Annotated in this window: 20 protein-coding genes; 13 read left to right on the top strand and 7 right to left on the bottom strand. The window is 51.1% G+C overall.

The window, feature by feature from the left end; translation table 11 throughout:
- Positions 1-35: 35 nt before the first annotated feature.
- The gene (locus SPK40_RS09575; protein WP_330960293.1) at positions 36-1232 is read right to left on the bottom strand and encodes an MFS transporter; all 1197 of its coding nucleotides are present in this window, start codon (positions 1230-1232) and stop codon (positions 36-38) included.
- Positions 1233-1329: 97 nt separating this feature from the next.
- Here SPK40_RS09575 and SPK40_RS09570 point away from each other — a divergent pair, with 97 nt between their 5' ends.
- Together SPK40_RS09570 and SPK40_RS09565 are read left to right on the top strand one after the other, a co-directional pair.
- On the top strand, positions 1330-2106 hold the full coding sequence (locus tag SPK40_RS09570; protein WP_330960292.1) for an AraC family transcriptional regulator: 777 nt from the start codon (positions 1330-1332) through the stop codon (positions 2104-2106).
- 115 nt (positions 2107-2221) lie between these two features.
- Complete coding sequence (locus SPK40_RS09565) at positions 2222-2695, top strand: LabA-like NYN domain-containing protein (protein ID WP_248141965.1); 474 nt, start codon at positions 2222-2224, stop codon at positions 2693-2695.
- 130 nt (positions 2696-2825) lie between these two features.
- Here SPK40_RS09565 and SPK40_RS09560 read toward each other — a convergent pair whose 3' ends face one another.
- The 4 genes from SPK40_RS09560 to SPK40_RS09545 form a co-directional block, all read right to left on the bottom strand.
- Positions 2826-4841 carry an acetoacetate--CoA ligase gene (locus SPK40_RS09560; RefSeq protein WP_330960291.1) on the bottom strand — a complete coding sequence of 672 codons (2016 nt, stop codon included), beginning with the start codon at positions 4839-4841 and terminating at the stop codon, positions 2826-2828.
- Positions 4842-4915: 74 nt separating this feature from the next.
- Positions 4916-5554, bottom strand: coding sequence for a maleylacetoacetate isomerase (gene maiA, locus SPK40_RS09555; protein ID WP_330960290.1), 639 nt, complete (start codon positions 5552-5554; stop codon positions 4916-4918).
- 12 nt (positions 5555-5566) lie between these two features.
- Positions 5567-6589 carry a fumarylacetoacetate hydrolase family protein gene (locus SPK40_RS09550; RefSeq protein ID WP_330960289.1) on the bottom strand — a complete coding sequence of 341 codons (1023 nt, stop codon included), beginning with the start codon at positions 6587-6589 and terminating at the stop codon, positions 5567-5569.
- A gap of 54 nt (positions 6590-6643) precedes the next feature.
- A complete protein-coding gene (locus SPK40_RS09545) occupies positions 6644-7774 on the bottom strand; it encodes a homogentisate 1,2-dioxygenase (protein ID WP_330960288.1) in 1131 nt (376 codons plus the stop codon).
- Between the two features lie 539 nt (positions 7775-8313).
- Between SPK40_RS09545 and phhA the strand changes: the two genes are divergently transcribed.
- The 5 genes from phhA to SPK40_RS09520 all read left to right on the top strand — a co-directional run bounded on the left by phhA (position 8314) and on the right by SPK40_RS09520 (position 12439).
- The gene (gene phhA, locus SPK40_RS09540) at positions 8314-9126 is read left to right on the top strand and encodes a phenylalanine 4-monooxygenase (RefSeq protein ID WP_248141970.1); all 813 of its coding nucleotides are present in this window, start codon (positions 8314-8316) and stop codon (positions 9124-9126) included.
- A complete protein-coding gene (locus tag SPK40_RS09535) occupies positions 9119-9460 on the top strand; it encodes a 4a-hydroxytetrahydrobiopterin dehydratase (RefSeq protein WP_248141971.1) in 342 nt (113 codons plus the stop codon). Before phhA ends, SPK40_RS09535 begins: the two co-directional genes overlap by 8 nt.
- A 431-nt stretch (positions 9461-9891) precedes the next feature.
- Positions 9892-10599, top strand: coding sequence for a hypothetical protein (locus SPK40_RS09530; RefSeq protein ID WP_248141972.1), 708 nt, complete (start codon positions 9892-9894; stop codon positions 10597-10599).
- Between the two features lie 143 nt (positions 10600-10742).
- On the top strand, positions 10743-11936 hold the full coding sequence (locus SPK40_RS09525; RefSeq protein ID WP_330960287.1) for a cystathionine beta-lyase: 1194 nt from the start codon (positions 10743-10745) through the stop codon (positions 11934-11936).
- 203 nt (positions 11937-12139) lie between these two features.
- Complete coding sequence (locus SPK40_RS09520; protein ID WP_330960286.1) at positions 12140-12439, top strand: hypothetical protein; 300 nt, start codon at positions 12140-12142, stop codon at positions 12437-12439.
- 271 nt (positions 12440-12710) lie between these two features.
- Here the strand turns inward: SPK40_RS09520 and SPK40_RS09515 are convergent, their stop codons facing one another.
- Entirely contained in the window at positions 12711-12998 is a 288-nt protein-coding gene (locus tag SPK40_RS09515) for a hypothetical protein (protein ID WP_248141975.1), read from the bottom strand.
- Between the two features lie 745 nt (positions 12999-13743).
- Here SPK40_RS09515 and SPK40_RS09510 point away from each other — a divergent pair.
- The 5 genes from SPK40_RS09510 (at position 13744) to SPK40_RS09490 (ending at position 19799) form a co-directional block, all read left to right on the top strand.
- On the top strand, positions 13744-14715 hold the full coding sequence (locus tag SPK40_RS09510) for a cation diffusion facilitator family transporter (RefSeq protein WP_248141976.1): 972 nt from the start codon (positions 13744-13746) through the stop codon (positions 14713-14715).
- A 165-nt stretch (positions 14716-14880) separates the two neighbouring features.
- Entirely contained in the window at positions 14881-15282 is a 402-nt protein-coding gene (locus tag SPK40_RS09505; protein ID WP_254589138.1) for a 4-oxalocrotonate tautomerase family protein, read from the top strand.
- 159 nt (positions 15283-15441) lie between these two features.
- Positions 15442-15765 carry a DMT family transporter gene (locus SPK40_RS09500; protein WP_248143281.1) on the top strand — a complete coding sequence of 108 codons (324 nt, stop codon included), beginning with the start codon at positions 15442-15444 and terminating at the stop codon, positions 15763-15765.
- Positions 15766-16359: 594 nt separating this feature from the next.
- Positions 16360-17694, top strand: a complete 1335-nt coding sequence (astB, locus tag SPK40_RS09495) for an N-succinylarginine dihydrolase (protein WP_330960285.1) — start codon at positions 16360-16362, stop codon at positions 17692-17694.
- A gap of 383 nt (positions 17695-18077) precedes the next feature.
- Entirely contained in the window at positions 18078-19799 is a 1722-nt protein-coding gene (locus SPK40_RS09490) for a phospho-sugar mutase (protein WP_330960284.1), read from the top strand.
- A gap of 71 nt (positions 19800-19870) precedes the next feature.
- Here SPK40_RS09490 and SPK40_RS09485 read toward each other — a convergent pair whose 3' ends face one another.
- Positions 19871-20341 (bottom strand): exoribonuclease R, encoded by a 471-nt coding sequence (locus SPK40_RS09485; protein WP_330960283.1) that lies wholly within the window; start codon positions 20339-20341, stop codon positions 19871-19873.
- Between the two features lie 229 nt (positions 20342-20570).
- Here SPK40_RS09485 and mrcB point away from each other — a divergent pair, with 229 nt between their 5' ends.
- Complete coding sequence (gene mrcB / locus SPK40_RS09480) at positions 20571-22904, top strand: penicillin-binding protein 1B (RefSeq protein ID WP_248141981.1); 2334 nt, start codon at positions 20571-20573, stop codon at positions 22902-22904.
- The last annotated feature ends 69 nt before the right edge of the window (positions 22905-22973 follow it).

Here is a 22973-nt window from a genome sequence, read left to right as displayed (position 1 = left end):
TGGGCACGTCATCACGTGCCCAACTTTCGTGAATTTTAATGGCTTTCCTGCTGAGTCGATGGCTCCGAATCAACGCTTTGCCCCTGCCGTGAAACCAGAACTGCACAAAGACCCCAGACAAGACTGCATGCCAGCAGGATTTTCAGGCTGAAGTGCCAGTCGCCGCTGAGGTCATGGAAAGAGCCGAAGATGACCGGACCGGTTGCTGCGACCAGATAGCTGACGGACTGCACCATGCCGGACAGCGCAGAAGCGTGGCCTGCATCTGTTGAATGCCAGTTCAGCATCGACATGCCCATGATGAATCCCAGGCTGGTGCCCATACCAATCAAGACGCCAGCGAGCAGTGCCGTCTCTTGAGTGATCAGCAGCAGGACAATGCCGGTGAGGGTCAAAAGTACGGCGGCAATACAAGGGTAAAGCGGACTTTTCAGCTTACTGAGTAAGGGCACCATGATCAGGCTGGGAATCATGGCGGAAAGCAGCGCAATCCCGTGATACAGCCCAGAATCTTCTGTGCTGTAACCCATTTCCTGCACAATCACGGCGTACCAGGCCACAAAAACATAGTTAATCAATGAATTCATGGCCATATAGGCGGTGAGTTTCCAGGCTGCTGCCGAGCGCCAGACGACCTGCTCCGTCGAGGTCGCTGCGGATGTCCGGGTCGCGTGGCTGAGTTGCGACAGCCAGGTCAGTCCGGCCAGCACTGCAATCGGCAGGCAGGCCATTAAGGCCAGCGGCCAGTTGTTTCCACCGCCCAGTGTTGCAACGGGCACCACAAGGGTGGACGCCACGGCTGCACCGATGCCCATGATGAGGATGTAAAAAGACGTATAGGCTGCCGCACGTTCCGGATAACGGCGCTTCAGAAAGGCGGGCAACAGCACGTTACAAAATGCAATGCCTAAACCGATCAGCGCGGTGCCAGTAAAAAGCAGTGTGGTATTGCCGGTGCCCCGCAGCCCGATCCCCAGAGCGACAGCTAATAATCCCAGCAAAATGCCCTTTTCGATGCCTGTTTTAGACGCAGTGACTGAAGCTAGCGGAGAGAAAAAAGCAAAAGCCAGTAAAGGTAATGTGGTGAGTAACCCCGCGCTCTGTGATGATAAAGACAGGGTACGGCTGATGTCTTCCAGGAGGGGCGACACACTGGTAAAGGGCGCCCGCATCATGAGGGCGGTGAGCGTCAGGGATATCAGAAACAGGATGTGGTGATGTGTTTTTTTCATACTTGTCTCAGTGAATGAATCAGAAGGTAGGGCTAGTGTAAGTGGCCTGAATCCTGTTTAATTGAGTGAATTTGACAATTTATTACTAAAAACAGTCATGATGAAACCCGTCAGTGAAGCTTTATATGACAGTACGTCTTTTCCGCAGCGTGCTGTTGCTCTGAAAGTGGGCAAAGATGCCGACAGAGAATCGCCGATTCATCAGCATGAGAAGGGTCAGCTGGTGATGCCGACCACCGGCTATGTGACCAGTCATATCAAAGAGGCAATCTGGATGGTCCCGCCTCAGACGGCGGTATGGATCCCGGGGAATATGCCGCACAGTAACCGCATTTCTGAAGATGGTGAAGGCTGCATGCTATTTATTCAGCCTTCCGCGATTGTGATGCCGGAGGATGTGTGTACGGTGTCTGTTTCTCCGATGCTTCGGGAAATGATCCTGTATTTATCCGTGCAGGATCAGCAATATTCACCGGGCAGCGAAACAGATAAACTGGCGGAAGTTTTGCTTTCTCAGCTTTCGCAGATGCCTGTGGCGCGGTTTGATTTCGCTGTTCCTGAAGAACCGAGATTACATCTGATTGCCAAAGCTCTGGTGGACAATCCGGGGGACCGGCGGACGATCGGCCAGTGGGCGGCAGACTATGCCATGAGCGAGCGGACTCTGTCCCGGCTGGTGGAGAAACATGTGGGGATGACATTCGGGAAGTGGCGGGGGCAATTACATATCGTCGTCGCCCTGCAGCAGCTGAATTCAAGGGTACCGGTTCAGCGGGTGTCTGAAAACCTGGGTTATGAGTCGGTCAGTGCCTTTATCACTTTTTTCAAAAAGGCACTGGGGAAATCCCCCAAACAATATTTAGCCGGGCGTTGACCCCGGTTGCAGGTCAGTTCAGACTTCACGCTGTGGTGGCCGTGTTTCGGCAGATAAGAACAACAATATGAAGTGTTCCGAGAACACAATGAAATGATGAACAGGATTTGATTTGATGGAAAAAGTGGCCATTTTTGTCGATGTGCAGAACGTTTATTACACATCCCGGCAGCGTTATCAGCGCAATTTTGATTACAACACATTTTGGGCAAAGGTGACTCAGGGACGGGAAGTGGTCGCTGCATTTGCGTATGCAATTGACCGGGGCGATCGGAAGCAGCAGGAGTTTCAGAACATCCTGCGGGCGATTGGTTTTGATGTGAAGCTGAAACCTTTTATCCAGCGTTCAGATGGCTCAGCCAAAGGCGACTGGGATGTTGGGATCACGATTGATGCGCTGGAATATTCTGTCGATGCTGACGTGGTGGTGCTGGTCTCCGGCGACGGCGATTTTGATCTGCTGCTGAATAAGCTTCGCGTCGGCAAAGGTAAACAGGTTGAACTGTATGGCGTGCCGGATCTGACAGCAGCGTCTCTGATCAATGAAGCCAGCCTATTCTGTCCGATTGACGATGGACTGTTGCTGTAGACCGGCTGTGGTTTTCAAAACATAAACGCCCCGTGCGGGGCGTTTTTTTATGATGGCTTTACGGCTGAATGAATTTACAGACCCCGTTGAATCACCTTCAGGCATCACTGACTTCTTGAGTCGGCACGAGTCAGCACGACAATTCAGGCCGATGCTTATATTGTTCCAGCGCCTCCGGGTTTGCCAGCGCACCGACATTTTTGACCGGTTGCTGGTGGACCACATTCCGGACGGCCAGCTCGACCAGTTTGCCGGACTTGGTCCGTGGAATATCAGTCACCGCAAGAATGACTGCTGGGACGTGGCGTGGCGAGCAGTGTTCCTTGATACGCTGGCGAATTTTCGCTTGCAGCGTCTCATCGAGCTGATGACCTGCGGCCAGCTGAACGAACAGCACCACACGCACATCATTTTGCCAGTTCTGGCCGATGACGATGGAGTCGGTAATTTCATCCATCGGATTCACCTGCCGGTAGATTTCTGCGGTGCCAATACGGACGCCGCCCGGGTTCAGCACTGCATCGGAGCGACCAAAGAACACCAGGCCACCGTGGCGGGTCAGCTGAATAAAATCACCATGATGCCAGGTGTTCGGATACACCTCCCAGTAAGCGCTGTGATACCGCTGATCCCCTTCGTCATTCCAGAATCCAACGGGCTGGTTCGGGAAGCTGTTACAGCACACCAGCTCTCCCTGAGCATCGATGACCGATTGCCCGTTGTCATCATAAACCTGCACATCCATCCCTAAAGCGCGGCCCTGACACTCGCCCCGGTACACTGGGCTGATGGGGTTGCCAATCGCGAAACAGCCGCAGATATCGGTGCCGCCGGAAATCGATGCCAACTGTAAATCCGATTTGATCGACTCATACACATAGTCGAACTGCTCCGGTGCCAGCACGGAGCCGGTGGAACAAAGTGTTCTCAGATAAGGCAGCTGATGGGTCTTGCCTGGTTGATAACCTTGTTTTTCAAGCGCTTCCAGATATTTGGCGGAGGTGCCGAATAAGGTGACGCCTTCTTGATCAGCCATGTCCCACAGCACATTGCCGTCCGGATAGAACGGTGAACCGTCATATAGAATTAAGGTTGCCCCGGCTGCCAGACCACTGGCCATCCAGTTCCACATCATCCAGCCGCAGGTGGTGAAGTAAAACACCCGGTCTCCTGGGTTCACATTGCTGTGCAGCATGTGTTCTTTCAGGTGATTCAGTAAGATACCGCCGACACTGTGCACAATACATTTCGGCTTCCCTGTGGTGCCGGAGGAGTAGAGGATGTACAGCGGATGGTTGAACGCAACACGTTCAAACTGAATCGGTGCTGGGGGAAAGGCTGCTAACACATCGTGCCAGTCCTGATACCGCTCTGCCAGAGGAGAATCGGTGGGTGCGTTCAGACTGGCGAAAGGGATCAGCACGACTTTCTCGACACTGTGCAGTTCACTCAGCATCGCGTTGACTTTGTTGATGCAGCTGTGTCGCTTGCCGTTATAAAAATAACCATCGGCTGCGAACAGAATTTTGGGGCAGGTCTGCCCGAAGCGTTCAACCACACTGTCGACACCGAAGTCCGGCGAGGTCGAGGTCCAGATGGCTCCGACTGCGCTGGTGGCCAGCATGGCAATCAGTGTCTGCGGCAGGTTGGGCAGGTAGCCGGCAACCACGTCGCCCTGAGTAATTCCCTGAGCTCGCAGGTATTGGCTGAGCTGAGAAACCTGCTGCTGAAGTGCCTGCCAGCTCAGTTGCTGGCGCCATTCCGGCTGGCCCTCACAATGGAAGACGATTGCGTCTTTGTTTGGTGCCTGATTGCCATAGGCCAGCAGATTTTCTGCAAAATTCAGCCGGGCATCCGGAAACCAGAGGGTATCTTTGGCCGGTTCAGTGCTGTTTGGCGGACAATCGGTGACCCGGTCGCCTTTGTCACCAATCACACCACAGAAATCCCACAGGCGGTCCCAGAAATGTTCGCTGTGCCGGACGGACCAGTGATGCAGTTGCTGGTAGTCATGGAACAGGGTGTCTTCCCGCTCGCTCAATTCCACCATGAACTGGTAAAGCAGGCTGTCGTGAATACTGTCTTTTGTCGGTTGCCACAAGATTGGCGCTGACGCTTCTTCCAGATGATGGTCTTGCATGCTCATCGTTATTGTCCTTATCGTGATGGCTACGTCCTGAATGGCTGACCTGATGTTTCAGTTCCGGCTCTGGTGAGAGTTTATTTGGCCTGATTGTCCGGATGGGCCTGCCTGAATGCCTCCAGAGCCTGACAAGCTTCATCAATCCTTACCAGTGTAGGATAGGGCGATAAATCAAGCTCAAACCGACGGGCGTTATACAGCTGCGGGATCAGGCAAAGGTCAGCCAGTGACGGCGTCTCACCGCAGCAGAATGTGCTGGGATGCTGCTGATGACGGGAAGCCATCCGGGTTTCCAGTGCAGCCAGACCGGCTTTCAGCCAGTGGTGATACCAGGCGAGTTTGTCGTCCGGGCTGACGTTCAGTTCGCCTGTCAGATAACTGAGGATACGCAGGTTGTTCACCGGATGAATATCACAGGCCACAATCAGCGCCAGTTCCCGGCATTGTGCCTTCTGCCAAGGATCGGCAGGCAGAAGAGGAGACTGGGGATGGCATTCGTCCAGATATTCAAGGATTGCCAGAGACTGGCTCAGATAGCCGTGCTCTGTTTCTAAAGTCGGCACCAGCTGCGAAGGATTAATGGCCTGATAAGCCGGGGTTTGTTGCTCTTTTTCCACCAGTGAAACCGGGTGGCTGTGATAGCGCAGCCCTTTCAGGTTGAGCGCGATGCGCACCCGGTAGGCGGCGGATGAGCGAAAATAATCGTAAAGCGTCATCCGGCCTCCTGGTCAGTTCGGTTGATGGTGGTTCAGATCAGCCGGGCTATACTGGTGTTCATACATCACCACGGTTTGCTCGATCGCACCGAAGATGGAGTCACCGTGATCATCGAACATTTCAATTTTCACTTTATCGCCAAATTTCATAAACGGCGTGACGGCCTGACCCTGATCGATAATTTCCAGCATCCGGCGTTCTGCCAGACAGCAGGAACCGCTCGAACGGTCGATGTTTGAGACGGTCCCTGAACCGATGATGGTTCCCGCACTGACATGACGGGATTTCGCCACGTGCTGCACCAGTTCTGCAAAGTTGAAGGTCATATCCACACCGGCATTGGGTTCCCCGAACAGTTCGTCATTCAGATGAACGGTCAGGCGGTGATGTACTTTGTAGTCGTGCCAGCGCTCACCCAGCTCATCCGGTGTCACGGCGACAGGTGAAAAAGCAGAAGCCGGTTTGGACTGGAAGAATCCAAAGCCTTTGCTCAGTTCAGCAGGGATGAGGTTGCGCAGCGAAACATCGTTGACCAGCATCAGCAGTTTGATGTGGCCATGGACTTCTTCGGTCCGTGTTCCCATTGGAACATCGTTGGTAATCACAGCGATTTCGCCTTCGAAATCAATGCCCCAGCTTTCATCCGCCATCTCAATATCCTGACGGGGACCAAGGAAACCATCGGACATGCCCTGATACATCAGCGGATCTGTCCAGAAGGTTTCCGGCATTTCTGCGCCGCGAGCCTTACGGACCAGTTCCACGTGGTTGACGTAAGCACTGCCGTCTGCCCACTGGAATGCGCGTGGCAGCGGCGAGGCACAATGTGCCGGGTTGAACGGAAAGACATCCTTCGCGATGCCATCGTTCAGGTTTCGGTACAGGTGCTGCAAATCTGCCTCGACCTGTTCCCAGTTATCCAGCGCAAATTGCAGCGTCGGTGCGATATCGTGCGCATGCACGGCTTGGGTAAGATCACGTGAAACAATAATCAGTTGTCCGTCACGGCCATGGTTCAATGAGGCTAATTTCACGTTTTACTCCTTACTTTACAATGTAAATCTAATGCTTGTTTTTTGACCCGGGGATCACTTCCGGTTGATCCAGGAATACACATAATCTTTGTTTTCAACACCATCCGGCAGCTCTGCCACTTCCAGCGGATAGCGGGTATCGATCATCACTGCCACCTCGTCAGTTTCTTTTTTCGGCTGTGACATGCTGGCTGCCAGTGCTTTCGGATGCGGGCCGTGAGAGAAACCACAGGGGTGATGGGTAATCATCCCGGCTTCGATGTTGTCACGGCTGAAGAAGTTGCCACGGTGATAGAACAGCACTTCATCGTAGTCGTCATTGTTGTGATAGAACGGGACTTTCAGTGCACCCGGATCCGATTCGATCGGACGCGGTACAAAGGTACAAATCACGAAGCCATCTGCGACAAACGTCGTGTGAGCCGACGGCGGCAGGTGATAGCGGTGGCTCATCAGAGGGCGAATATCACGCCAGTTCAGTTTGAACACGGTCAGATTCCCTTTCCAGCCCTGTGCGTCCAGCGGGTTGAACGGGTAAGTGATGGTATTCATCTGATTTCGTGCTTTGAGCTTCACCTGCCAGCGCTGATCGTTGTTTTGCTGGGCAAGAAATGCGTCATCGATGCGCGCATATTCCAGAACCGCCGGGTCATACACGGCATGCTGACCCGCAAGACCGCGATCCGGCATCTGGTAGCCGCTGTTGGTGGCTTCGATCAGCAGTAGAGACACGGGCTCATCGACTTCAATACGCCAGCTGGTTGCGCGCGGGATCGTAATATAGTCGCCGTCGCGGAATGTCAGGTGGCCATAGTCACTGTAAAGGTGGCCACTGCCCTGATGGACAAACAGCACTTCGTCACCGTCACCATTACGGACCAGATGGTCCATACTTTGTGAGGTGTTCCAGACGCGCATTTTCAGTTGATTGTTGAACAGAACCAGGGATGCATCCCAGGGAGACTGACCTGGCTGTTCCAGACGCGTTGTATCAATCGCGCGGGGGCGCAGCGGGCCATCCCATTCCACCCAGCCGGTCGGCGGGTTGTCGTGGTACATATGGCTGGCGGGGCCGAAGAAACCTTCCTTACCGCATTCACGCTCATAGGTGCCATCTGGCAGGTCACAGTGTGCCTGACGGGATGCTTTACCTTCGATAATCGGAAATTGAAACCAGTGACGCATCTTAATGGTCCTCATTGACGATGACAGCCCGGTTCAGTCAGTACATCCCTGAACCCGCTGTCTCTATCCTTGTCTGCCGGTGCCGCAGCTGAGGAGTACCCGGCATAGCAGGTGATCTCAGCTGATGTGGTCATACCGGATTAACATTGTATTAACCTGATGCTTTAACTCTGGTTGAGAGCGAATGAACAAGCAACCCCCCGGCTGATATTCGCTTTTTATGAGTGTGCGTTTTTTTTTACATAACTGTATGTTCTTATTGATGGACTAAGTAAAAGTTCTGTTTGTCTTTTTCCACCGTGTTTCATCAGACCAACGCAACAAAGTGTATGTAAAAATATTGTTACACTGATGTGATTTTGCGATTCAGGACAGATGGTTCCATTGCGATCCCGAAAACGCCTACCCTTAAACGAGATAGGGAGCAGCCCCGGTTTCTGCTGAAGCAGATGTAAAGACACATCTGGCTGAGCGGATCAAAAGAAGCCGCTGCGCTGAGAATTGCCAAGGTAAGGCAAAGAGATATAGAAGGTTGTTTTATGGGTAAAGCGACAAAGTATGTATCGAACAAGCCGGATGAAAACGGCGTGATTCACTGGTCTGATGATGAGCATCAAATCTGGCACGATTTGGTGACACGTCAGCTGAGTTGTATTCAGGGCAGAGCCTGTGATGAATATATCCAGGGACTTGAACTGTTGAAGCTGCCGGTTGATCGTGTTCCGCAACTGGCTGAAATTAATGCGGTTCTGAAAAAATCAACGGGCTGGCAGTGTGTTGAAGTCCCGGCGTTGATTAACTTTGACCGTTTTTTCAGCCTGCTGGCGAACCAGCAGTTTCCTGTTGCGACTTTCCTGCGTTGCCGGGAAGAGTTCGACTATTTGCAGGAACCGGATTTCTTCCATGAAATCTTTGGCCATTGTGCCATGCTGACCAACCCGGCATTTGCTGAATTCACGCATACTTATGGCCGGCTTGGCCTGGCTGCCTCAAAAGAAGAGCGTGTGTATCTGGCGCGTTTGTACTGGTTTACTGTCGAGTTTGGCCTGATGCGTCAGCACGGTGAACGTCGCATCTACGGGGGCGGGATTCTGTCGTCACCGGGTGAAACTGAATATGCGATGACAAGCGATAAGCCAATTTACAAAGCGTTTGATCCGATTGATGTGTTACGTACGCCGTACCGCATCGACATTATGCAGCCGATATATTTTGAAATTGATGGGATCCAGCAACTCTATGAGCTGGCTCATCAAGACATTATGAGCATGGTTCATCAGGCACAGTCACTGGGTCTGCATGCACCTTTATACCCACCAAAGAACAAGGAGCAAGTTGGGGAATATGTCTGATTTAACTGAATTGAAGTGCGAAGCTTGTCAAATTGATGCCCCTATGGTGACAGACAGTGAAATGATGCAACTGTCGAAAGAAATTCCGGAGTGGCAGGTGCTGGATGTCAATGGCATTAAACAGCTTGAAAGAGTGTATAAGTTTAAAAACTTCAAACTGGCCTGGGCATTTGCCGATAAAGTTGCGGAAATGGCTGAGGAAGAGTTCCATCATCCGACCATTACCCTGGAATGGGGGAAAGTGACGGTGAACTGGTGGAGCCATTCAATCAAAGGCCTGCATAAAAATGATTTCATCTGTGCCGCGAAAACGGACAGACTGTCAGAAATTTAAACATATTGAAAAGCCACAAATAAATCAGTCAGCAAGGTTTAAAAAATAAAGCGTTGGTTTTCCAGCGCTTTTTTTATTGAATCAGCGAATGCTGCTGTCAGTCGTTTTTACAGTCTGGCTTCTTGCCTGATGTTCCTACGGCTGAACCATGGGGGTGCTACGGTTTAGCACTTGCTGAGACCCGACCTGCTAAATGTATTTGATTTCGAAGCACTTCGCATTTTGCCTTGCAAAATGAGAAGCAAATCACAAATTTATCCCCAGTCTTTTTATTGATACGCTTCATTGCATTGACGGATGCTCGGCACCCAAATTGCATAGAGATCACACCGCTGTCTGAAAATGATGTCATTCAGACAGGACGACAAAATCAGGCTGTGCATCCTGAATCCCTTTGGGTTCGGGCAGTTGTGAATTATGGGGGTGGCATTATGTATGACGCAGAGATGAAGCTGAACCATCAGATTGTACAGTTTCTTGAGTTCCAGATTCAGACACTGCAGGAAAACGTTCAGGAACAGGTGACTGAACCGCCGGAGCTGTATACTGCGATTCTGGCTGTGCTGGCACAGTACATGACCGGATTAAAGTCGATCAGTTGTTTGTTAAACCATGGTTTTGTGGCCCAGAGCCGTGGGATATTTCATACGCTGGGCGAAGATTATGAAGATATCATTTTCCTCAGCCTGCCTGCGATGAATGGCTTAATGACCAATCTTCATTATGCGTACCTGAAACGGATTGCGGGTGAGGAAGAACATGCGTATTACAGCCCGCTGTCCAGATGTGAAATTCGCAGCCAGATCCGGGAAGCCAGCGGAATTAATCACAATGTCTTTCAGCTTTACCCGAAACGGCAGGCATTGCAGGTTTTACGCCCCGTTGGTGACAAGCCTTGTTCTGCCAGTCTGGCGATTGAGTTACATCGTCACTTTGCCTATAAGGCGATACTGCTGACTGTATTAACGGCGAAAGTTGCGGGTGAATCCGAAGTGATGGGTGAATGCCTGAATTACCGGGCCCGTCTTGAAATGATTGATCCGCAGGCAGTCATGATGCCTCAGGCCCAGCCGCCGCGCCGGACTCAGCCAGTGGCAGACAGAGCAGAGAACGATATATCTTATGCTGCAATCAGATAAAAACCTGTACTGCTGAGCTGTACCCAAACATCAAAGAAGATGTTAACGTCTGAGTTATTCACTGAAAGCCATGACATTTTTGTCATGGCTTGGGTCAACAGGCCCGATCCTTTGACGGACCAAAGAACAGACTTGGGAACAGCATGGCAGACAAAAAAGCATTAGATACCAAAATTATCACCGCTGGTCGTTCAAAAAAATGGACTCAGCATCTTGTGAATCCTCCGGTCAGCCGTGCATCAACGATCGTTTTCGACTCGGTCGCTGAAATGAAGCATGCGACAGCGAACCGCGCCAAACAGGCGCTTTTTTACGGACGTCGCGGCACCAATACTCACTTTGCTTTTCAGGATGCGGTGGTTGAGCTGGAGGGAGGCGTTGGTTGCGCGCTTTATCCCTGCGGTACAGCCGCAATATCGAATGCCATTCTGTCGTTTGTGAAGGCGGGCGATCATATATTAATGGTCGACGGCGCTTATGAACCAACCCGCGATTTTTGCGACAAAGTGCTGGCAAAAATGGGTGTTGAAACAACCTATTATGACCCGTTGATCGGTGAAGAGATTCGCGAACTGATTCGCCCGAACACGACGGTACTGTTCCTGGAATCTCCGTGTTCCATCACGATGGAAGTGCAGGATGTCCCAACGCTGGCGCGGGTTGCCCATGAGCATGATATCGTGGTCATGCTGGATAACACCTGGGCTTCACCGATCAACTTCCAGCCGTTTGAACATGGTGTCGATATCTCGATTCAGGCCGCGACCAAATATATTGTCGGACACTCTGATGTGATGCTGGGAACCGCAACGGCCAATGAACGCTGCTGGGATCAGCTGCGTGAACACAGTTATCTGATGGGGCAATGTACTTCACCGGATGACGTTTATCTGGCAATGCGTGGTTTGCGGACATTGGGGGTCCGTCTGCGTCAGCATGAAGAAAACAGTCTGAAGGTTGCCCGCTGGCTGGCTGAGCGTCCTGAAGTGGATCATGTCCGCCATCCTGCACTGCCAAGTTGTGAAGGACACGAGTTCTATCTGCGGGATTTCAAAGGATGTAACGGTCTGTTTTCGGTCGTTCTGAACCGCGGAAATACTGAAGCGCTGACAGCATTGCTTGATGGGATGGAACATTTCAGTATGGGTTATTCCTGGGGAGGTTTTGAAAGCCTGATTCTGGCGAACGAGAATATCAATTCCCTGCGGACGGCGAAGAAGAAAAACTTTGCCGGCCCGATATTGCGTCTTCACATTGGCCTTGAAGATACCGAAGATTTGATCCGGGATCTGGAACAGGGTTTCGAGCGATTAAATCGTCTCTTGGAAGCAGAATAAGCCACGCTGATAAAGCGCATGGAATGACGGAAGCCGCGTATTCGCGGCTTTTTTGTGGCTGTTTTCTGAGATCGTGACGTGGCAGTCGCCGGAAGTCGTCTAAAATTCAGACATAACAAGCTGCGTCGTAATACAGGAGTACGGCAATGAAAATAATATCAGTGATGTTTTTCAGTTTCTGGATTCTGACAGGGTGTTCCGGGATGGATTCAAAATACGGAGTCGGTGAGTACACACTTTTCCCCGAGGCTTATGTAAATCAAGAACCGTATGACAGTATTTATCATTATGGATTCAACCAGGGCTGTGAAAGTGCGTTAAAGCTGAAAGGTGTAGCTGAAACAACCTATATGAAAGATATCACGCTGACCGATTCTGATACCCGGTATGACGAGGGGTGGGAGGATGGCAAAACAGCCTGCAACAGTGGACAGCGGAGCATTATGGAAAGCAGCAAAATTCGTGTGGGTTCGCAAAGCGTCAATTCATCGACGGTCTATTAATTGGCTAGGGATAAATGGGAACAGGGTAATACTGCATCAAGATGATTGAAAATCATCAGCTTAGAGGGCTGAATGGTGTTTCGATGAGCAAAGAATAATAATTATCACTCAGATTGAATGGTGATTCGGGAATGATATCTTACCGTTAGGTTAGATATCGGATGAAAAAAAACAGACCGGAAGGTCTGTTTTTAGTACGCATCGAATCAGTGGACAAGAAATAAACCTAGCCCAAGTTCTTCTGTTTGTTTTTCCACAATTCTGATGCGTATTATGCCGCTAAAGGTTTGTTCAGAGAACGAACTTGCCCTTGGTGGAACAGCACCGGCACAACAATGTGGACTTCAGTCAGAATCAAATAAGCCGGGTGATCTGCCGGGGTATGCAGTTCAACAACGACCTGTAAATTTTGATCAATCGCTTTCTGAAGCAGTTTTGTTGCAGATGTCTTTCCTAGCTCGGCAAATGGACTAAATTTTCCATTTCGGGCGTAGACCCAAATGGTGAAAGAGTGTTCCTCTCTTTCGAGTTGCTCGATGAAATCAACAATGTGTTTCATTAACAGTCCTTATTGTCGAATCAATATTGAAATATTGACCCGACTATTATGAAATGCCTGTAATGAAATTCAAATTCTTTAATAGGATTTATTTGAGAATGTGACTTGAGCGATCTTTTTGTGAAATGGGTTCTATTTTTGGGAATGCTTTTCTTCTGAAATTATATGTACAGTGTTTCTTATATTTTTGTCTATACAAAAAGCGTTGTTAAAAAATATCGTTTTATTTCGACTCTAATAAAAGAAAAATAATTGGAAAGATTATTTGCTTCAGTATTTTATCGTTAATTTATGACATAACGATTTAAAACCTGTGTTTTAACGAATAGGTAAATCAATCGTCAGACATGCAGCGCTAAATATGTACATGCAGGTCATGAAACAATCTTTTGGGGGTGAGGCGGATGACTGAACATGATGGAAGACAATGCATTGATATCTTCTTTGATTTAAAACTGCTGTTTGGGCTGCTGGATGGTCAGCATGTCCCTGAGTGTTCCCTTGCGTTGGTAAGATGTCCTGGTCTCGGGGAATCTTGCAATACAGCGGTCAATTCAGCGGTTGTATAATCATCATAGAGAGAGAGGCTGCAGCCCTGAAATGAAGGGAAACTAATTGCCGCACTTTGTCCGCTGAGATTGTCCGCTAACTTTGTCCAGGATAGTCTGGCAGCTATGTTGGCGTTCGGTATGTCGTGGTCTGAGATGATGAAAAGGCAGGGACGGGGTTTGAAACAGGAATGAGTATGCAGGATTCATCACAGCAGCAGGATATCCATGGCCGGGTGGTTCGCTCCGCGACACTGGTGGGGGCAGTGCTGAACATTTTTCTGGCGGTGCTTAAAATTGTTGTCGGTAAGTTGTCTGGCAGCCAGGCACTTGTCGCTGATGGTGTGCACAGTTTCTCGGATCTGGCGACCGATGCTGCCATTTTACTGGGTTCCAGATACTGGACGGCCCCAGCTGACAGCAGTCATCCTTACGGCCACGGGAAATTTGAAACGCTGACAAATGTCTTTATCGGCGTGATGCTGGTGCTGGTCGGGATCGGGATTGGCTGGGAATCAATCCAGACGCTGAGTGAGGCGCCGCCACCTGCCCCGGGGATGATGGCTTTTTATGCTGCGATGATTTCAATTTTTCTGAAAGAATTCTTGTTTCGCTGGACTATCCGCAAGGCCCGGGAGATTAACAGCGGCGCGCTGCGTGCCAATGCCTGGCACCACCGCAGTGATGCACTCAGCTCAATTCCCGTGGCCGTTGCCGTAATCGCCAATGCCATTTTTCCCGCATTGAAGTATCTCGACCAGATTGCGGCTTTGCTGGTGACCGGCATGATTATGAAAGCGGCATTTGAGATTCTCTGGCCGGCTTTTCAGGAACTGACAGATGCCCGGGGCAGTGAAGAAGTCGAGAAACAGCTGAAGAAAATGGCTGAGCATGACACTGAGATCCGTGAAATTCATGCCATTCGCAGCAGACAGACTGGCGGCAGTATTCTGCTGGACTTCCATTTGCTGGTTGATCCGGAGCTGACGATTGACGCGGCACACACGATCAGTGAGCGGTTTAAACGACAGATTCTGGACCAGATGGATGATGTGATTGATGTGGTGATTCACATTGAGCCATACACCTGTGAGGAACGAATTGTGAACCCCTGCTCACTGGAGGAGTACCGGAAACAGCAAACCCAGCGTAAGCAAGATAAGCGCTGACTTTGGTACTTTTTTATCATCCAGTCTCAATTGTGATTCTGTTGGAATGATAATGGATCACTAGGCTTAAAGGGAAAATCAGGGATAGAAGTCTGCGTCTAACTGACTGACGTCACTGAGAATATCTTGTTTCATACCGATTGTTACGGTATGAGCAATTGCCTGATGACTGGGGGATATATGCCGCTGATCCGTATAAAATCGTTGCCCTTTGCCGGGGATGTGGAAGTGAACGTTGCGCTGGGGCGATTATCTCAGGCGATTTCAGATGCCACACAGATCCCGCAGCAACATATCATGATTGTCTGGGAATACCTGCCTGCAGGTCATTACGTTCATGGCGGCCTGCAGGCGAATCAGCAGCCTTCCAATTCACACCCCATTCTGGTGGATATGGTTGCCCCGAACTTCAACACGGAAGCCCAAATTGCTGCGATGCTGGAGTTAATTGCCGGGAACCTGTCGAAGTCATTACCCGTGGCGCAGAACAATATTTTCATTAATTACATTCCGGCGTACAGCGATGGTGTCTACGATGACGGGCATGTGGTTGAGTGGGAAAATTAACAAATAAGGAGCTGGTGGTGGGCCATGAGAGAACTTTCGGCGGGCAGGCAGAAAATTTCTTCCTCTTGTCATGGTGCTCAGTACATTCGGGTGTAGAATGAGCCGTTTTTTTCCGGATGTGAGTCAATCATGCTGCATGTTATTTCTGCATTGCCACCGATGGTGTCGCTGTTTCTGGCAATTATTTGTGAAGTGATCGCCACCTCAATGCTTCCTAAAACGCAGCAGTTTACGCAGTTGGTGCCGACGCTGGTGGTACTGACAGGCTATATGGTTGCGTTCTTTTTGCTGTCTGTGACCGTCAAAGTTGTCCCAATCGGAGTTGCATATGCGATCTGGTGTGGTGCCGGGATTGTTCTGGTCGCGCTCATCAGCTGGTTGTGGTACGGACAAAAGTTAGATTTGTATGCCTTACTGGGAATGACGCTGATTTTGGCTGGGACCCTCATCATTAACGTCTTTTCTAAATCAGTCTCACATTAATCCCTCCCGTTTCCGCTGTGTCTGGCTCTGCGTTTCGGGGCCGGCGGGCTCATAAACCTGATCAGACACACAAAATCAGAAGAAAGAGTGAGAAAAATTCACTTGGATTTGACCTGCAGAAGTGCGTAATTATGTATTCGTTATGCAGTTCAAAGGGCAGCGAATCCGGACTCGCTGCTCAGGTGCTTTGAATCAGCTCTGTGTGCCGGATGAATCACGTCTATGCTTTTATAACGTATCTGAATGCAGCCGCAGGCTTCAGGCATTTGAAAAGAATGTGTACAAAAGGCTCTCAGCCCTTCTGCCTCTTTGAAAGTACGAAAAATCAGGGATTCAGACCGGGAAATCCGCGGTTAATCTTCCTGATATATGAGGAAAATGTCCCCGGCAACAATGTCCTGATCCGGGCCGTTTTCACCCGCCGCAAACACAGGTGAAACGTTGCGTCTGGCTGACTGACAGCGGTGAATAGGCATGCTTCAAATTGGTGTGAATATCTAATTTATAACATTTGGTTAGACAAATATCTGGATCTTGTTGCTAATGTAAAAGCTTTGTTATCTTTAGCCCGAGATAAATTGAGATGGAAAGTCTATGAAAGCACGTGAAGCGAATTTTGACGGATTGGTAGGACCAACGCATAACTACAGTGGTCTGTCGTATGGTAACGTTGCGTCAGCCAAGAACCAGGCGGCGCCATCCAATCCGAAGCAAGCTGCGAAGCAAGGCCTGGACAAAATGAAGGCTCTGGCCGACATGGGCATGCTGCAGGGTGTACTGGCGCCTCAGGAACGTCCCGACGTACACACGTTGCGCCGCTTGGGTTTCACTGGCAGTGACAAGTCTGTCATTGAGCAGGCTGCGAAGCAGGCGCCGAAAGTCCTGGCGGCTTGTTGTTCAGCCTCCAGCATGTGGACTGCGAACGCGGCAACGGTGTCACCTTCTGCGGATACTGCAGACGGCAAGATTCATTTCACTCCGGCGAATCTGACAAACAAGTTCCACCGCTCGATTGAGCACGAAGTGACTGGCCGTATCCTGCGCAGCACTTTTGCTGACCCTGAATACTTCTCTCACCACCCGGCACTGCCTGGTGTAGAACACTTTGGTGATGAAGGTGCAGCAAACCACACCCGCTTCTGTCATCAGTATGGTGAGCAAGGTGTAGAGTTTTTCGTTTTTGGCCGTCATGCATTTGATACCCGTCATCCGGCACCGAAAGTGTTCCCGGCCCGTCACACTTATGAAGCCTGTGAAGCGGTCGCACGTCTGCATCAGCTGGATCCATCGAAAGTAGTGATTGCACAGCAAAACCCAGACGTGATTGACCAGGGTGTATTCCACAACGATGTTATCGCGGTAGGTAACAAGAACATTCTCTTCTGTCATCAGCAGGCATTCCTGGATCAGCAGGGCACGTACAGTGCGCTGAAAGAGAAAATGGGTGAAGGCTTCAATATCATTGAAGTACCGACCAATGCGGTTTCTGTTGAAGATGCGGTGACCAGCTACCTGTTTAACTCACAGCTGATTGAGCTGCCAAACGGCGAGACACTGCTGGTTCTGCCGGAAGAATGTCGTAAGAACGACAACGTCTGGCGTTATGTTGAGCAGCTGCTGGCTGACAAACGCGGTGTGGATCAGGTGAAAGTATTCGACCTGAAACAAAGCATGGCCAACGGCGGTGGTCCGGCTTGTCTGCGTCTGCGTGTGGTTCTGAATGAGCAGGAAGCACGTGCAGTGAACCCTTCAACGCTGATGAATGACGCACTGTACGGACGTCTGACCCAGTGGGTTGAGAAGCACTACCGTGACCAGATGGTTGAAGCTGATCTGGCTGATCCGCAACTGCTGGATGAATCACGCTCTGCGCTGGATGAACTGACTCAGATTCTGTCTCTGGGTTCTGTGTATCCGTTCCAGCGTTAATTCTGACAATAAGCATTGTCCCAGTTCAAGCGGCATCCGAGAGGGTGCCGCTTTTCTCTTTTTTATCATCCGCTTGAATCTCACCCCATCCGAAGTGAATCCCTCTATACTTGTCAGACAGAGTAAAATCCGTACAGGACAACGAGACGAAGTCGCATTGCTGTCTGAACAGCCGGAATGGTCCGGGCTGCCACTGATGGTTTTCGTCTGTTGAGTGATCACAACGGGTTACAGATTGTTTTGCCTTGTGCCCGGCAATCTTTCTTATCAGAAGCCGAAAAGCGTCTTATCCCGGTTGTTTTCTTCCCACTGAGATTTTTAACTGCGAATGAATATCATTTGTGGTATTTTGTGTTCAGATCCTGCAAGTAGGAAGACAGAGAATGAAAGAACAAATTGCACAATGGTTAGCGCGAGATCCCGATCCGGTCACCCGTAAGGAATTACAAGATCTGATTGATACAGGAAATGAGACCGAGCTGGCGGAACGTTTTTCCGGCCGGCTGGCTTTCGGAACGGCCGGTCTGCGGGGGATTGTCGGCGCGGGGCCAAACCGGATGAACCGTCTGGTGATTCAGGAGACTGCAACCGGACTGGGGCAATATCTGCAGGACACTGTCGACCTGGCTACTCAGCAGGGCGTCGTCATTGGTTATGATGGCCGCCCAGACTCGAAGCGTTTTGCACACGATGCTGCAGCCGTTCTGACAGCGCAGGGCATCAAGGTTTACCTGACTGTGACCGTGGCGCCGACGCCGTTGGTGGCATACGGTGTCACCGCCCTGAAAGCGGCCGCAGGGATTGTGGTTACAGCCAGTCACAATCCGCCAGCTTATAACGGCTTTAAAGTTTACTGGGGGAATGGCGCTCAGATTATTCCGCCGCATGATAAAGGCATTGCGGCAAAAATTGATAAGGCGGCAACGCAACCATTGACGCTGATGGATTTGCAGGAAGCAGAACATCAGGGACTGCTCGTCTGGCTGGATGATGAATTTTACAGCGATTACCGGGACACGGTTCAGCAAAGTGCACTGCTGCAGAACCATACCCAGCCTGAGACGGTCAGCATTGCGTATACGGCGATGCATGGTGTCGGCGCTGAGATGGCAGAAGCTCTGCTGGCGGATGCCGGATTTACACAAGTGTTCAGTGTGGCTGCACAACGTGAACCGGATGGCAGCTTCCCGACCGTGAATTTCCCGAACCCGGAAGAGCCCGGCGCCATGGATATGGTGATTGCTGAAGCACAAAAACATCAGGCTACGCTGGCTTGTGCCAATGACCCGGATGCGGACCGTTTTGCTGTCGCTGTTCGTACAGAAGAGGGCGATTACAAGATGCTGACCGGCGATCAGGTCGGTGTCTTGCTGGGTCATTATTTACTGACCCGCGTCAATCCGGAAGAGAGCCTGGTGGGCACCACGATCGTTTCTTCCAGCCTGCTTCAGAAAGTAGCCACTGCGGTTGATGCTGCTTATTACCAGACACTGACCGGCTTTAAATGGCTGACCAATGTCGCCATGCAAAAGCAGAGTGACAGCAACCGTTTTCTGTTTGCTTACGAAGAAGCGCTGGGCTACACCGTGGGAAATATGGTCTGGGACAAAGATGGTTTGTCTGCCATGCTGGCGTTTGCACAGTTAACCGCAGAGCTAGCTGCACGTGGCAGGACGGTCTGGGATCAGCTGGAAGCCATTTATCGGGAGCACGGGCTTTACCTCAATGCACAGGTGAGCATTGCCTTGTCTCCGGATTCTCCGCCGATTGGTGACAGCCTGCGCCAGCAGCCGCCGGAAGAGATTGCCGGTCGTAATGTGATTCGTGTGGATGATTTGAAAACGTCTCGGCGTCAGTATGCCGACGGGACGGTCGAATCCATTGACTTACCGGCCAGTGACGTCCTGATTTATTTCTTGGAAGATGAATCCCGAGTGGTGGTGCGTCCGTCGGGTACTGAGCCGAAGCTGAAATGCTACTATGAAGTGGTTGAAATGATTGATCATGTCGACACACTGGAGCATGCCGCCCAGCGGGCCCAGAGCAGTATGGATGAACTGATACGTCGTCATCAGAACAGTCTGACAGGCATGACCGCCGACTGATCCGCTCTTGTTCCGTCTTCAGAAACGCCAGCATGATGCTGGCGTTTTTGATGGATTCAGAAAGATCGGATTTAAAGCGATGAACTGGCGTTATCCTGCTGATTGTCGTTCAGGCTGGCGTAGTGATGCAGCAGATCCGTCAGGGTTTTAATCCAGCCGAAAGTGTCCTTCGGGGCATTGGGCAGTATGTTTTCAACCGCTTCACAGTGTTGTTCCAGCGTCACGGCGGCTTCAAGCTGGAAGGCAATCGCGTAAAAATGCCAGAGCAACAGCCGGGTCATGCGCTCCGTGTTTTGGGTTGCCTGTGCTGAGTCGGCAAACGCAGCAGATACTTCTCCCAGAGCAATCGCTGACATGCGCAGCATCGCGTCAAACTGAGCTGAACGAAGCCGGTCTGCGGTTTGTGTTTCTTCCGGCTCAAAGGTAAACAGCTCTTCCATGACTTCTTCAGGTACCATCCGGCTGAGGATGCGCTGGCTGAATTCTTCCAGTTCATGACGTGGCATGGTCAGCAGACAGTTCAGTGTGTAATCCCGTTGCATTGCTTTTCAACTCCCGATTGGCCTGCAATTTTGAAAGGGCCGTATTGTGCGCGATGCCTTGCTGAAAGGCCAGTTTTTTGGTTTTGAGCAGAGTCTGCTGCCGAATTGAGCGTCAATGAGTTGACACAGGATTGACAAGAAATGAGCAAAATTTAGCTATCGTGCATGCCTGAAATCCCACATTTTATGCCGGGTAAGCATACATCCGGCCGCAAGTGAAGAAATGAGAATGACAGAGTCTGCACAACAATCTGCCCATACTTCAGCCCGCTATTTATCGGGTAAAAAGTCTGATGGTGGCGAGCCGCCACGCCGCAGTCCGTGGAAAAAGCTGGTTGCCCTGATATTAATCGGCATTGTGATTGCCATGGGTGGTCTGGGCTGGACACTGAATCAACAGATTGCGGATAAGTTTTCCGGCCAGCTCTGGCAGCTGCCGTCTGTTGTTTATGCCCGTGAACTGGTGCTTGAGCCGGGCGCTCAGGTTCGCTATGAAGATCTGGTGAAAGAGCTGAAAGCGCTGAACTACCGTAAAGTCAGCAAGCCGACCCGCGTGGGCGAGTACAGTACCAGTCGTCTGAGAGTGGAATTCATCCGCCGCCCGTTCCAGTCGCGGACCGGCCCGCAGCCGACCCGTCATGTCATTGTTGAATTCAACTACGGCTCGGTGAAGCGGGTTGTGGATGCCAATACCAACCGTGAATTCGGTATTTTCAGCGTGGAACCGCAGATGCTCGGGATGCTGGAAACGGATTCCAACGAACTGCGTCTTTACAAGCCAAAAGCTGAGATGCCATCGACGATGATCGATGCGTTGATCGTGACCGAGGACCGTGATTTTTACACCCACGATGGGGTGTCAGTGGTGGCCATTGGCCGTGCGTTTCTGGCGAACCTGAAAGCAGGCCGTACCGTTCAGGGCGGCAGTACGCTGACACAGCAGCTTGCGAAAAACCTGTTTCTTTCCAGCGAACGCAGTCTCTGGCGCAAGCTGAAAGAAGCCTATATGGCGATGATCATTGATTATCGCTACAACAAAGATGAAATTCTGGATGCCTACCTGAATCAGGTTTATCTGGCGCAAAGCGGCGCGGATGCGGTTCATGGTTTCGCACTGGGTTCCCGGTTCTATTTCGGTTTGCCGCTGTCTGAGCTGCGGGTGGATCAGCAGGCGTTGCTGGTCGGTATGGTGAAAGGACCGTCTTACTACAACCCATGGCGCTATCCGGAGCGCGCAAAAGAACGTCGCGATTTAGTGCTCAGCCTGATGCATGATGCGGACAAGATTGATGACAAGACGTATCAGAAAGCCATCAAACAGGATCTGGATCTGCAGCCGAAAGGTCATGTTGCCGGACGTCAGCCTGCGTTCTTCAGCCTGCTGAAACAGGAGTTAGGCCAGCGAGTCAGCCAGGGCTATCAGCCGGGATTGGGGCTGCGTCTGTACACCACGCTGGATCCGATTTCACAGGCCAGTGCTGAAAATGTTGTCCGGACGAAAATGGCAGCAATGAAGAAGCAATACGGTAAGCAGCTGGAAACGGCGATGGTGGTTGCTGATCGTCAGACCGGTGAAATCCGGGCCATGGTTGGCGGCAGCCGTCCTGAATTTGACGGTTTCAACCGGGCTCTGGACGCCCGTCGTCAGATTGGTTCTGTGGTGAAGCCGGGTGTTTATCTGTCTGCACTGGCGCGTCCTGAGCGCTTCAGCCTGGGCAGTAATCTGGATGATAAACCGCTGACACTGACAGATGAGAAGGGCCAGACCTGGTCCCCACGGAACTACGATCGTCAGTATCGGGGCGAGGTGCCTCTGGTACAGGCGCTGGCGCGTTCATATAATATTCCGACCGTGAATCTGGGCATGTCTGTCGGACTGGATAACGTAATTGATACCCTGGAGTCCCTGGGCGTTGATCCGGAGCAGATCCCGCATGTACCGGCAATCTTGCTGGGAGCATTTACGCTGTCGCCGTATGAAGTGACGCAAATGTACCAGACGATTGCGAACGAAGGTCGCCGCAGCGAACTGACGGCACTGAGTGCGGTGACTGATCGTGACGGCAAGATGATTTACCAGCATTTACCGTCTGCGCAGCAGGTGGTCTCGAAACAATCGGCCTGGCTGACCATGTACGCAATGCAGAAAGTGGTGACTGAAGGGACAGCACGCTATCTGGATTCTATTTTGCCGTCGCTGAAACTGGCGGGAAAAACCGGTACCTCGGATGAAGGACGTGATACCTGGTATGTGGGTGTTGATGGCCGTGAAGTTGTTACTGTATGGATGGGACGCGATGACAACAAAAACGTGAAGCTGACCGGCTCTTCCGGACCACTGCGTTTGTATGCGGACTATATTCAGCGCCGCGATCCGGAGCCGCTGTCTTTACGGGAACCGAAAGAGATTACTGAGGTGGCTTATCAGGTCAATCAGCAGGGCGGATTCACTCAGGCCTGTATCGGACAGGTTGAGCTGCCGGTCTGGGACAAAGACGGGCGGTCAACGCACGGCTGTGAGAATAAAGTCTCTACCATTATTCGCTCAATCTTCAATTGGTAAGTTGAAGCAAACTGGAAATCAACAACGGGTCGGTTACAATGCCGACCCGTTTTTATATACGAAGGAAAA

Source organism: Photobacterium sp. 53610 (assembly GCF_036409375.1).
Lineage (GTDB): Bacteria > Pseudomonadota > Gammaproteobacteria > Enterobacterales > Vibrionaceae > Photobacterium.
Note: the sequence above shows the minus strand (reverse complement) of the source record. Positions and strands in the feature narration are given on the sequence as shown.

Excerpts from the sequence above, each read along its gene's own strand:
- SPK40_RS09575 (WP_330960293.1), bottom strand. The coding sequence starts at position 1,232 with ATGAAAAAAACACATCACCACATCCTGTTTCTGATATCCCTGACGCTC.
- SPK40_RS09570 (WP_330960292.1), top strand. The coding sequence starts at position 1,330 with ATGATGAAACCCGTCAGTGAAGCTTTATATGACAGTACGTCTTTTCCG.
- SPK40_RS09565 (WP_248141965.1), top strand. The coding sequence starts at position 2,222 with ATGGAAAAAGTGGCCATTTTTGTCGATGTGCAGAACGTTTATTACACA.
- SPK40_RS09560 (WP_330960291.1), bottom strand. The coding sequence starts at position 4,841 with ATGAGCATGCAAGACCATCATCTGGAAGAAGCGTCAGCGCCAATCTTG.
- maiA (WP_330960290.1), bottom strand. The coding sequence starts at position 5,554 with ATGACGCTTTACGATTATTTTCGCTCATCCGCCGCCTACCGGGTGCGC.
- SPK40_RS09545 (WP_330960288.1), bottom strand. The coding sequence starts at position 7,774 with ATGCGTCACTGGTTTCAATTTCCGATTATCGAAGGTAAAGCATCCCGT.
- phhA (WP_248141970.1), top strand. The coding sequence starts at position 8,314 with ATGGGTAAAGCGACAAAGTATGTATCGAACAAGCCGGATGAAAACGGC.
- SPK40_RS09535 (WP_248141971.1), top strand. The coding sequence starts at position 9,119 with ATGTCTGATTTAACTGAATTGAAGTGCGAAGCTTGTCAAATTGATGCC.
- SPK40_RS09530 (WP_248141972.1), top strand. The coding sequence starts at position 9,892 with ATGTATGACGCAGAGATGAAGCTGAACCATCAGATTGTACAGTTTCTT.
- SPK40_RS09525 (WP_330960287.1), top strand. The coding sequence starts at position 10,743 with ATGGCAGACAAAAAAGCATTAGATACCAAAATTATCACCGCTGGTCGT.
- SPK40_RS09520 (WP_330960286.1), top strand. The coding sequence starts at position 12,140 with ATGGATTCAAAATACGGAGTCGGTGAGTACACACTTTTCCCCGAGGCT.
- SPK40_RS09515 (WP_248141975.1), bottom strand. The coding sequence starts at position 12,998 with ATGAAACACATTGTTGATTTCATCGAGCAACTCGAAAGAGAGGAACAC.
- SPK40_RS09510 (WP_248141976.1), top strand. The coding sequence starts at position 13,744 with ATGCAGGATTCATCACAGCAGCAGGATATCCATGGCCGGGTGGTTCGC.
- SPK40_RS09505 (WP_254589138.1), top strand. The coding sequence starts at position 14,881 with ATGACTGGGGGATATATGCCGCTGATCCGTATAAAATCGTTGCCCTTT.
- SPK40_RS09500 (WP_248143281.1), top strand. The coding sequence starts at position 15,442 with ATGGTGTCGCTGTTTCTGGCAATTATTTGTGAAGTGATCGCCACCTCA.
- astB (WP_330960285.1), top strand. The coding sequence starts at position 16,360 with ATGAAAGCACGTGAAGCGAATTTTGACGGATTGGTAGGACCAACGCAT.
- SPK40_RS09490 (WP_330960284.1), top strand. The coding sequence starts at position 18,078 with ATGAAAGAACAAATTGCACAATGGTTAGCGCGAGATCCCGATCCGGTC.
- SPK40_RS09485 (WP_330960283.1), bottom strand. The coding sequence starts at position 20,341 with ATGCAACGGGATTACACACTGAACTGTCTGCTGACCATGCCACGTCAT.
- mrcB (WP_248141981.1), top strand. The coding sequence starts at position 20,571 with ATGACAGAGTCTGCACAACAATCTGCCCATACTTCAGCCCGCTATTTA.